13 protein-coding genes are annotated in these 11347 nt (G+C 27.1%); 10 read left to right on the top strand and 3 right to left on the bottom strand.

Translation table 11 applies throughout. The features are described from left to right. Window positions 1-768 (top strand): sensor histidine kinase (locus RH99_RS16000; protein WP_010240577.1); only part of this gene is annotated, 768 nt, incomplete at its 5' end. Here the strand turns inward: RH99_RS16000 and RH99_RS19065 are convergent. Next, entirely contained in the window at window positions 758-907 is a 150-nt protein-coding gene (locus RH99_RS19065; protein WP_138990732.1) for an accessory gene regulator B family protein, read from the bottom strand. The two genes, RH99_RS16000 and RH99_RS19065, sit on opposite strands and share 11 nt — an antisense overlap. 408 nt (window positions 908-1315) lie before the next feature. On the opposite strand from RH99_RS19065, the gene RH99_RS19955 reads away from it, so the two are divergent. The 9 genes from RH99_RS19955 (at window position 1316) to RH99_RS15965 (ending at window position 8248) form a co-directional block, all read left to right on the top strand. Then, window positions 1316-1447: a hypothetical protein gene (locus RH99_RS19955; RefSeq protein ID WP_279374483.1), complete on the top strand. Its 132-nt coding sequence runs from the start codon at window positions 1316-1318 to the stop codon at window positions 1445-1447. A 277-nt stretch (window positions 1448-1724) separates the two neighbouring features. After that, window positions 1725-2330 carry a DUF4367 domain-containing protein gene (locus RH99_RS15995; protein WP_010240575.1) on the top strand — a complete coding sequence of 202 codons (606 nt, stop codon included), beginning with the start codon at window positions 1725-1727 and terminating at the stop codon, window positions 2328-2330. A 366-nt stretch (window positions 2331-2696) separates the two neighbouring features. Further along, window positions 2697-3233, top strand: coding sequence for a hypothetical protein (locus tag RH99_RS15990; protein ID WP_010240572.1), 537 nt, complete (start codon window positions 2697-2699; stop codon window positions 3231-3233). A 205-nt stretch (window positions 3234-3438) separates the two neighbouring features. Further along, window positions 3439-5430 (top strand): DUF1430 domain-containing protein, encoded by a 1992-nt coding sequence (locus tag RH99_RS15985; RefSeq protein ID WP_010240568.1) that lies wholly within the window; start codon window positions 3439-3441, stop codon window positions 5428-5430. Then, window positions 5427-6035, top strand: coding sequence for an ABC transporter ATP-binding protein (locus RH99_RS15980; RefSeq protein WP_010240567.1), 609 nt, complete (start codon window positions 5427-5429; stop codon window positions 6033-6035). The genes RH99_RS15985 and RH99_RS15980 overlap by 4 nt, the downstream gene beginning before the upstream one ends. Continuing rightward, window positions 6032-6484 (top strand): hypothetical protein, encoded by a 453-nt coding sequence (locus RH99_RS15975; protein ID WP_010240566.1) that lies wholly within the window; start codon window positions 6032-6034, stop codon window positions 6482-6484. The genes RH99_RS15980 and RH99_RS15975 overlap by 4 nt, the downstream gene beginning before the upstream one ends. 422 nt (window positions 6485-6906) lie before the next feature. Then, complete coding sequence (mntA, locus tag RH99_RS15970) at window positions 6907-7332, top strand: type VII toxin-antitoxin system MntA family adenylyltransferase antitoxin (protein ID WP_010240565.1); 426 nt, start codon at window positions 6907-6909, stop codon at window positions 7330-7332. After that, window positions 7322-7429, top strand: coding sequence for a HepT-like ribonuclease domain-containing protein (locus tag RH99_RS18715; RefSeq protein WP_010240564.1), 108 nt, complete (start codon window positions 7322-7324; stop codon window positions 7427-7429). The genes mntA and RH99_RS18715 overlap by 11 nt, the downstream gene beginning before the upstream one ends. A gap of 183 nt (window positions 7430-7612) precedes the next feature. Then, window positions 7613-8248, top strand: a complete 636-nt coding sequence (locus RH99_RS15965) for a response regulator transcription factor (protein ID WP_010240563.1) — start codon at window positions 7613-7615, stop codon at window positions 8246-8248. Between the two features lie 84 nt (window positions 8249-8332). Here RH99_RS15965 and RH99_RS15960 read toward each other — a convergent pair whose 3' ends face one another. Together RH99_RS15960 and RH99_RS15955 are read right to left on the bottom strand one after the other, a co-directional pair. After that, window positions 8333-10612 (bottom strand): heavy metal translocating P-type ATPase, encoded by a 2280-nt coding sequence (locus RH99_RS15960; RefSeq protein ID WP_010240562.1) that lies wholly within the window; start codon window positions 10610-10612, stop codon window positions 8333-8335. A 176-nt stretch (window positions 10613-10788) separates the two neighbouring features. After that, the gene (locus RH99_RS15955) at window positions 10789-11160 is read right to left on the bottom strand and encodes an ArsR/SmtB family transcription factor (protein WP_010240560.1); all 372 of its coding nucleotides are present in this window, start codon (window positions 11158-11160) and stop codon (window positions 10789-10791) included. Window positions 11161-11347: the final 187 nt, after the last annotated feature.

The raw sequence follows: 11347 nt of genomic DNA, 5'->3' as shown, positions 1-11347 counted from the left end.
ATATGGGAATATGATAAAAATATTATTTTGAAGAATTTAATAGTTTACATAATATGTTTAGCGGCAATATTCTTAGCACAAATTTATTTATACTTATATATATCAAAGATTATGGAAGAAAAAAAGACATTAGAAGTACGAAATGAATATATTTCAATTATAGATAATACCATTGAGGAAGTTAAAAGAAAACAACATGATTTTAAAAATTACATAAATACTATAAATGGAATAATTGAAGTAACAGATGAAAAACAGATAAAAAATCAACTAAAAGAATATATTAAATCATCAACTTCTTCAAATAAAGATATAGAAGATATATTATACATAGATAATATAATAATAAAGGCTGTAGTATATAATAATATGTGTAAAGCTGAAAGACTAAATATAAATTTTTTATACAATATAGATAATAACTTTTTAGAAAATAAGTTGCAAGATTATGAAATTTCAGATGTATTAAGTAATCTTTTAAATAATGCATTTGAAGCAGTTCAAGTTCAAAGAGATAGTAGTAGTGTTAAAAATGTAATGCTTAATATAGTAATTGAAGAGGATAAAAGTGTAATTGAGGTTAAAAACAATGGAGTGCCCATACAAGAAGAACAGATTAACAATATATTTAAAAGTGGGTTTTCTACTAAAAAAGGCAAAAACAGGGGCTACGGACTCCATAACGTAAAGAAAATAATTGAAGGAAAAGGTGGTAAAATTCAAATAAATTTAGAAGATGAGTATACCATTTTTAAAATTATATTTTAGAAAATCTATCTAATTTAGTGGAAATTAAAATAATCATAGAAAATAAGAAATAATGCAATCTTCCTAAAGTGAAAAATACTAAAATTAAGATAATCATCTTAAATAACTCACCTAAAATAACTTGCAATGTATAGGACATGAAACGTGATTTTTTTAATATAAACAGTTATTTTCAAAAAATATACTGCAGTTTGTGTTTAAAAATTAACGGTTTGTGTTTGATGGGTTTAAATTTAATGAATTACATGTAACAATAAATGTGTAGATATGTATCTTACAAAAATATTTTCTATAAATATTAAAAAATATTTTATTTCTGGAACTATATTAAGTAAGGGAGAAGGATATGTATGAGGTAATGGTACCTCAAGTAATCCTGACATAGCAACATATACACATACTCAGAATGGTGCATACAAATGGATGAGTACTCATAGATCTGAGAAGACATCTTCCTATGCACCACTTGTAATATATAACTAAAATCAAATGTTATAAATATAGGGGCTATTTTATAGCTCCTTATTAAATTTATGGGAGGGATTAAATGTTTGCTTTAAAGGATATTGTAAAAAATAAAGTAAGTTCATTAATAATAATAGTGATGATGATAATAAGTCTAAGTGGTTTTAATATTGTATTCAATTTACTTTTTAATTCATTTGCTTTTGTCAACTAGAAGATAGTAAGGAGGCAGATAGTATAAGTATGGGTATCGACAACATTTCCGGAAAAACCTATGTTAAGCGTTAAAATGAGTAAAAATTTAAATAAAGTAAAAAAATAATCTACGTCAGATCCTGTAGCCTATACTCTGTTACGAATTAGAAATGATTATGGTTTAAATTAAGTATCTGCGATAGCTACAGAGGAATCTTTATCCTATTTTCGTATAAAAATTTTTATTACTGAACTTTATATAATCTTTATTAAAGAAAAGTGGAGGTTAGAATATTATGTTAAGAAAGAAATTTATTATTATTCCTGTGATACCTGTGATACTAGGAATATTCATCATATCTAATGCTAATTTAAATACTAGTAAGGTAGATGTACCAACCTCAAAAGAAGTTGTACTATCTACAGTTATTAAAGATGACAATAAATCCTTTGTTCCTAAAATTAAAAGTGAAAATATAACTAATCAGGATATCATAAAAAAGAGTGTCCCAATTAAAAAGAGAAAACCAACAACTAATTTAGGCGATTTAAAAGAAGTAAGTACATATGCAATACATGATACTTATAATTATGATATGCCTAAATACACCACTAATTCCTATCGTATAATAACAGATTATAAATCAGCATCAGGTAAAACCTTATCATTAATTCAAGGAAATGATTCTGATAATATAGATAGTTCATCTGAACAAAGAAATATAGTAAATAAAACTGGGACAGCAAAGGTAAAGGGAGTAGATGCGATAATATGTGAGGCAAACGGTGGATATACTCAAGTAGCATTTATTAAAGATAAAGTATTTTATAATGTAGTAGGCTACAAAATAAATAAAGAAGACTTAATAAAAATAGCAGAGTCTCTAGAACTTGAACTATAATAAGAAAAAAATTTTTATTTAATTGAGTACCATTTTAAGCTTTCTAGGCTTGTAACTGTTGAATTTTTAGAATCATATTCATATTTATATATTATAGAATTATTTTTATCAAGAGCGATTACATTCATATCATTGAGGGTTAGTGCTTTATTCCATGTAAATATAACAATTTCATTTAAGTTTATACTTTTCTTTTGCCTATTATATTTAGGATCTACTTCAATAAATTTAATATTAGAATTTTTGATTTTAACAGCAAATAAAGTAATTTGTTTATTACTTTTGTTTATAAAACTTGTCCATCCAACAGTTTCAACATCATCATTTTTTATAATGCTTTACATTAATAAAATAGGAGGAATCTTAATGCAAATTTTATTTAAAAAGAAAGTGATTATTATTGCTTTCACTTTAATAGTATTAATTGGATTATTTATAGCACTTAACAATATAGCACAAAAATCCTCATCTAAAACTGTAGTTTTGCATCCATCTTATGTCTCGGATTTTTCAGACGATAGTGCTTTGGTTGGATTTGCACAAAATGTATTTATTGGTGAAATAGTTTCGGAAAAGGGTAATAAAAAGTTAAGTGAATATCCAGAAACTCAATTTAATGTAAAAGTTATAGAAAATATAAAAGGCAATCTAAGTGGAACTGTTGTCGTAAATCAAGAAGGTGGATATTTAGATAAAACATTATATGTTGTTGAAAATGATACGATGTTAAAACAAGGTAAAAAATATTTATTTGCAACTAGATATAATAAGGCAGAGAATTTTCATACTGTAATACCTGTTAATGGAAAAGTAAGTATTGATAGTAATGAAAAAATTAAAGATTTTTCTAATAGATTTAAAAATGCATATAGACAAGCAAAATATTTTAAGGATTTAGAGTAATTAGCCTAAATTCAGCAAGTAATACTGCACTGAATGGAAGAAATATAACTAGCTACAATAATAGTAACTCATGACGAAAATATTGCTAAACAATGTCATAAGATAATAAAGATAGAAGATGGAGAGAATATTTTTGCTAGTAGGGAGATAGAAAAGGAATGAAATTTGAATCCATAATGATAACTAAAGATCCGGAGGGTTTTCTTTGAAAAAAATTAAGTACATTATCAGTTTTTTTATTATTTTTATAGGTTTTTTAATTATAGGGGAAAGCCATGTTTTTTATTTAGATAATTTTTATACTCAATATAATAATACTACATTATATTTACAAGAGAATACAACCAGTGAAGAAATGATTGCTGATATAGTTAAGTCATCAAATAAAAATAAAGTTCAGGTATTTACATTCATAAGGTCTCAGCCATCTATTTCTCTTACTGAATACGATATTTATGGTACACCAGGAGCTGAAAAACATATAAACGAAATTTCAAATATATTTGAAAGAAAATACAGAAGTCTTTTTTTAGGAAATGCTAATTTTAAATTTAATAATATTCAGAGTATACCTAATATTAAAAGTCAACATGATTACTATATTATTGGCAGTATGGAACAAGTTAATAAATTTAAAATGGATTTAATTGATAAATATGCAGGCAATCATCCTAAACAAGGCTATCCTGATAAAGAATCAAGAAATAATACAATGGCTATATGGCTACTTATCATTAGTATTATTTTATTATTATCTTACTATGATATTATTAAGCAAAAAAAAGAAAATGTTGTTAGAATCTCTATGGGAGAAAGAATAAGCAAGATTATCTTAGAAAATGTTCTCTTAGATTCTCTAGTATTCATAATAACTTTTGTAATAATACTATCTATTTTATCAAGATATACTTACATATTGTTTCATTTTAAAATCTCAATTATAGCATTTATTATTTTATTATGTATCAACGGTTTATTATATTTAAATTTATATTTTTATGATGTAAAAGAAGCTTTCTCTAACAGCAGAAGTTCTAAAAATTTGTTATCACTTAATTATGTTTTAAAATTAGTGACAACTCTTATTACTATCTTTATAATATCTAGTAATATAGCCTTAATTTCTCAATCCTATAGTTTTTATAAACAAAAAGCTTTTTTTGATGCCCACTCAGATTATTACTATATTGAGTTTGTGTATAAGCCAATTGAAAACAGTAATGGCATTATTGATAATAGGGTTTTTGATAAATCTTCAAGTGCAGATGCAGAATTTTATAGAGAATTCTTTGAAGAGTTTCACGTAACTTCAGTAAAAAATATCTCGGATTTTTTAGGTATAAAAGGTATTTCAGCTAATAGAAATGCTCGTGCTTATTTATCAAGTAAGATAGATGAACTTAATAATGTTAATTTAGATAAAGATTTTTATTTTATATTGCCTGATAGAACAAAAAATAAATCTGACATTATTAATCTACTAAAAAATGATATACGAGCTAAAGAGGGTACTGAATTCGTCTACAATTATGGTGTGATTTATTACCATAATAATATAGATATTGTTGGAATAGACGAGGACTATATATACGGCAGTGATTTAGTTAAAAACCCTGCTATTGTTTATAATAACATGTCAGGTAAGCAAGTTAGAAGTCAGAGTAATGATAAGGATTCAATAAAAGGAGATTATTTAGGAGACGTTATGTATAGACTATCCTCAGAAGATGCATTTGATAAATTTAACAAATTTATAGTAGACCATAATTTAGAAGATCAGTTTATTCAGAAAAATAATGTTTTAGAAAAATATGACAATATGTGGACTATAGCTAAAAGAGCTTTATATATTAACTTAGTATTTAGTGCTTTAGTTTTACTATTGGAATTTATTATTATTAACTCAATTATAAGACTAGAGTATGAAGTGAATGCCATTGAGCTTTCCATTAAGAAAGTATTAGGATATAGTATTTTAGAAAAAAATAGGAAAATTATTATGTTGACAATTATAACTACAATATCAAGTATAATAATGGCTGTTATTGTTGCTATAATACTGAAAACTGAAGAAGTATACTATTTAGCTTTTGGAGGAATAGGAATCTTAGTATTAGAACTATCTGTTATTACATTTTATATACATAAAATTGAAAATTCTAAAATTCAAAATATATTGAAAGGAGGAAATTTATGATTAAAATAAAAAATTTAACTAAAAAATTTGATGAAAAAATAGTATTTTCAGATTTTAATTTAATAATAGAAAATGGAGATTTTATTATATTTTCTGGACCAAGTGGTTGTGGAAAAACAACTTTGTTAAATATGATTGGTGCAATTGAAAAAATTGATGATGGAGAAATAATAGTTGACGGTATAGATATTAAAAATAAAAAAAATCATCTAAATTATTTCAGAACAAAAATAGGTTTTTTATTTCAAAACTTTGCATTAGTTGATAATAAGACTGTTAAAGAAAACTTAAAATTAATTCGTAAGGATTGCAAAACAAATTTATCAATTGAAGATGCTTTGAGTATTATAGGTTTAGAAGACAAATTAAATAAAAAGATATACACATTATCAGGGGGAGAACAGCAAAGAGTAGCTTTGGCTAGATTGATGCTAAAAAAGTGTGATGTTGTATTGGCTGATGAGCCTACAGGTTCTCTTGATAAGAAAAATGCAGAAGCCGTACTTGATATTTTAAAGCAGTTAAATAAACAGGGTAAAACCATTATACTTGTTACCCATGATGAGAATATAAAAAAACAAGGAAATAGAGTGGTGAATTTATGAATAAGATTACTGGAAAAAGAGTTTTTATATTTATTATATTAGTATTTGTAGCTCTAAATATTAGCTGGTTTCTAATAACAACCATCAAATATAATAAATTTGTAAAAGCTGTACCGAAAGATCGAGATGGTGTGCATTCTCTATTAAAAGATGGCTATAATTATCATGTAAAAAAACCAGATTACTTACATTATACAGGAAATTTAGCAATATCAACTAGATCAACCGATAATAAAGGTGAACTTTTAATTATATGGCCATTGATATCAGGTGGATATGAGTACGGCTTTAGTATACAGGAAAATGGTGAAGCATATGAACTATATGTTGATAAAAATATGAAACCAATAGACACAACTGATACATATGTTATCCAAAAACTTGAAGAACACAAAGCTGGCTTAGAGGCATTATTTTCTAGAGCTAATAAGATGTGGCAGTTAAAATAATACCTTTGATGAGGTTTTATATTTAATAAAAGAAAAAAAGTAAGAGTTTAGGTATATGAAAATAAATAACAAGTCAAAGATGCGAGGTCTATTTTGAATTATACAAGGAAACAGGTTCTGATGATAGTGGTGCTATCAGAAGGTTCTGTTGACGTAGTAGGATTCAAAATAGACTAGCATACTGACTAGTTATTTATTTGAATATGCCTTATACATAAATCAGCAGTACGCATTAATAATGTTTCCTATTATATTCCATATGGTAAGTGTATATGATATAGTATTATTAAGTAAAGGTAAAACGAAGGCATTACAATATAGGTAAATTATTATATTGTTTTTATTGAAGTAATATAGATTGAATTCAATTAGAAGCTTTTGATAATAATATGTATATAGAACAAATTTGGTGGTGATTACAGATGGGTAATATTATAGATGAAGCTAAGCGTTTTATTTTTGATATAAATAAGAAATATGCAATAAAATTTGCATATATTTTTGGATCCCAAGCAACGGGAAAGGCCTCAGAAAATAGTGATGTAGATATAGCGTTATACTTCAGCAATAGTTATACAAATTTAGAAGCAGCTTTCATAAGAGGAGAGATTATAGAAGAGGGAAAATCTTTTTTTAAGAAAAATGTAGATATAGTTTCACTAAATAATGCCTCACTTCTATTGAAATATGAAATAATTCATGATGGAATAGTAATTAAGGATGATGATGAAAGAGGGGATTTTGAGTCCTTATCTTTAAGAGAGTATTTTGATTTTAAATATTATTCCGATATATACGATAATGTAATTATTGAAAAAATAAAAAAAGGGGAATATTTTGATTCATGATTACCTGAAGCTAGATAGGGCACTAGTCTATGATATAATAAATAATAATTTAAATGATATAGAGGATTTTATAAAAATAATAGTGGAGTACATATAAAATAATAGTCAATCTATTTTAGAGTATATTAAACTTTTTGTAAGGGGTGTTTTTGGACACTCCTTTTTGCTTTATCTAAAAAGTTAAGATGTATTTGTTTTGTAAAATCTAAATAAAAAATCCATATCATACAATAAGAGATGTTATAATATTGTACATATCCATGAAAATGAAGGTGATTTAATGAATATTTTAGTAGTAGAAGATGAAATACCTATTTCTAATGTAATATGTAAATATTTAAAGGTAGCTGGATATGATACAGAAACGGCTTATGATGGACAAGAAGCTTTGCAAAAAATTGAAACAAATAAATTTGATTTGGTGTTATTGGATATTATGATTCCCTACTTAGATGGTTTTGATTTGATAAAGTTTCTTAAACCTAAGAATATATCTGTAATCTTTTTAACAGCTAAGGATGAACTGGAAAATAAACTTAAAGGTTTTCAATTAGGTGCAGATGATTATGTTACTAAACCTTTTGAGTATCAGGAATTGTTAGCACGTATAAGAGCAGTATTAAACAGAAATAGTAAACTAACAAATAAGCTTACACATGGTGATGTTGAAATTAATTTAGACAGTCATGAGGTTATAAAGAATGGTGAACAGATAGAACTGCTGCCTAAGGAATATGAATTACTGATTTTATTTATTCAGAATATACACATTGCCTTGACAAGAGAGGTTCTTATGGAAAAAGTTTGGGGTTATGATTTTGTGGGAGAAACTCGAACTATAGATGCTCATGTGCAGCGTATAAGAAAAAAATTGGGATGGAAAGATGAAATTAAAACAATTTTTAAAACCGGATAGGGAACGTACATAGATTTGTGTAAATCAAATCTATGTACGTTCCCTTAGTAAGTTTTTTATTTTGCTCATTAACCTTTATAATTTTTACAGTTTCCTCACATTCAAAGCTCTCATGGAATTTAACACTGCTATTAGGGCTACGCCTACATCTCCAAATACAGCTTCCCACATATTTGCAAAGCCTAGAGCACCTAGGGCAAGGATTACTACCTTTATTCCCAAAGCAAAGATTATATTTTGCCATACAATGGATTGAGTTTTTCTCGCTATTTTTATAGCAGTTACTATCTTTGAAGGCTCATCTGTCATAATTACTACATCAGAAGCTTCAATAGCAGCATCTGAACCAAGACCACCCATTGCAACACCTACATCTGCCATTGCAAGTACGGGAGCATCGTTTACTCCATCACCTACGTATAATATCTTTTCCTTTGGTGTTTTCATGCTGTGAAGCATTTCAAATTTTTCAACTTTTTCATTTGGAAGAAGTTCTGAGTAAACTTCGTCTATGCCTAGTTTATTTCCTATTTCAGTGGCAACTCTAGAAGCATCACCTGTAAGCATAACTGTTTTCTTCATTCCAAGCTTTTTTAAAGCCTTTATAGCACTAGCGGAATCATTTTTTAATTCATCAGAGATTACAATATATCCAGCATAGATGTTATCTACTGCTACATGAATTATAGTTCCAATAGTATCCACGTTATCATAAGCTATATTTTCCTTTTTCATAAGCTTTGCGTTACCAGCAATAACAGTTTTATCATTAACTATAGTTTTTACACCATAGCCAGCAAGTTCACTATAGTTAGCAGTGTCATTACTACTTTTATTTTTACAGGGTTTGAATATTGCCTTTGATATTTTATGTGTAGGAAAAGTATTTGATTTTTTCAAATTTATCCTATCTGGAAGAATGTTTTGGCATTTAGCTTTTACTTTGCAACTAGGAATCTTAGCATTATCTGTAGTTTTCATTTTACCATTCTTATCTTCATAACATTTTAAAATAGATTTTGCTATAGGATGATTTGAATAATTTTCTGCAAAAGCTGCATATTCTAGCAATTCATCCTCTGTTATATTGTTCCTACTATTTATTTCAGTAACGTTGAATACACCTTTTGTAAGTGTTCCTGTTTTATCAAATACTATAGTTTTTACATTGTAAAGAGCTTCTAAATAGTTGCTTCCCTTTATAAGGATACCTTTCCTTGAAGCACCCCCTATACCGCCAAAGAAACCTAAGGGTATAGAGATTACAAGAGCACAAGGGCAGGATACAACTAGAAAAACTAAAGCTCTGTATAGCCACTGAGAAAAATGAGATCCTGGAATTACAAGAGTAGGGACTACAGCAAGTAATATAGCTAAAATAGTAACTACAGGAGTATAGTATCTTGCAAATTTAGTTATAAAATTTTCTGTTTCAGCTTTTTTACTGCTGGCATTTTGAACAAGGTCTAGTATTTTTGATACTGCAGATTCTCCAAAGCCTTTAGTAACTTTAACTGTTAGAACACCATTTTGATTAATAAAACCACCAAGCACTGTACTGCCAACATTGACTTCTCTTGGAAGAGATTCACCAGTAAGGTCAGAAGTATCTACCATAGAAGCTCCCTTTATTATAGTACCATCTAGAGGAACTTTTTCACCTGGTTTTATGAGAATAATATTACCTATCTGTACATCCTCAGGATGAACTTGTTTAAAAGTATCATTAACCTGTAAATTAGCAAATTCAGGTTTTATATCCATAAGCTTTGTTATAGATCTTCGTGATCTGTCTACTGCCATATCCTGAAAAGCTTCTCCAACTTGATAGAAAAGCATAACGGCTATACCTTCTGGGTACTGTTTAATTGCAAAAGCACCAATACTTGCAATACTCATTAGAAAATTTTCATCGAAAACATCGCCTCGGAGTATATTTTTAAAGGATTTAATTAAAACTTCTGCACCAATTAAGAGATAAGCTATAACTGAAACAACAAGTTTTGAAGTGGAATTATCTACTAGGAAAAAGGTGATTATATATAGTATTACACCTATAATTAGTCCAGCAAATTTTAATTTTTTCCCAGAAGTATCTTCTTCAACAGCGTCAACTATAGTACTTTTAATACTGGTATCTATTATTTTAACATCAGGCTCTATTCTTTTTATAATATTTTTAGCTTCATCTAGGATTCTTATAACTTCATTTTCATCTTCAATTTCTAAAGTCAATTTTTTAGATACAAAATCCATATTAACAGAACCCACACCAGAAATATTTTTTGATCTGCTTTCTATTTTAGCTGCACAGTTTGCACAGCATAAACCTTCTAATATAAGTTCTTTCTTTTTTGTATTCAAAGTAATCCCTCCATCTCTTATTCCAAGTTATCTTACGTCTTATTTATCTCTTTATTAATTGTTTCAATATGATATATAGATAATAGCAATGATTTATATTAAATTGTATGTTTGTTTCAGTAAATTGGTATTGTTAGCGTTAGCTTTAGTTTAGTGAACTTATTTTATATAAGACATTATTTTTCTTTTATATGGGCTAGCCCTTGATTGAATATTTGTTCTACATGAGTATCATCTAGGGAGTAGTAAACTACTTTACCATTTCTTCTGTATTTAACTAATTTAGCTTGTCTTAGTGTTTTTAACTGATGTGATACTGAAGATTGTTTTATACCAAGTAGTGTGGATATATCACAAACGCACATTTCTGAAATTGACAGTACATGAAGAATTTTTATTCTTGTAGTATCACCAAATACCTTGTATAAATCTGATAAATCATATAGAAGCTCTTCATCAATCATATTTTTTTTAACTTTATTGATTATGTCTTCGTGGATTACGTTGCAGTTGCAATTTTCTACGGTTTCAACTTCTTTATTAAACAAATAGATCCCTCCATTTACTATATTTATACATATGCTCATATGTTCACTTATTCATATGTTATATAATTAATATATGATTATTTATCAATTTAGTCAACAATTTTTAAATATTTTTATTGTAAATTTTTAATATTACAATGAATATTACTTAGTGGGAGTTTGTACTCTTACTAAATTTAAGTATAAT

The sequence above is a fragment of the Clostridium arbusti SL206 genome, assembly GCF_000246895.1.
Taxonomy (GTDB): Bacteria; Bacillota; Clostridia; order Clostridiales; family Clostridiaceae; genus Clostridium_I; species Clostridium_I arbusti.
The sequence above is the reverse complement of the archived record's forward strand: the minus strand, read 5'-3'. Positions and strand labels throughout refer to the sequence as shown.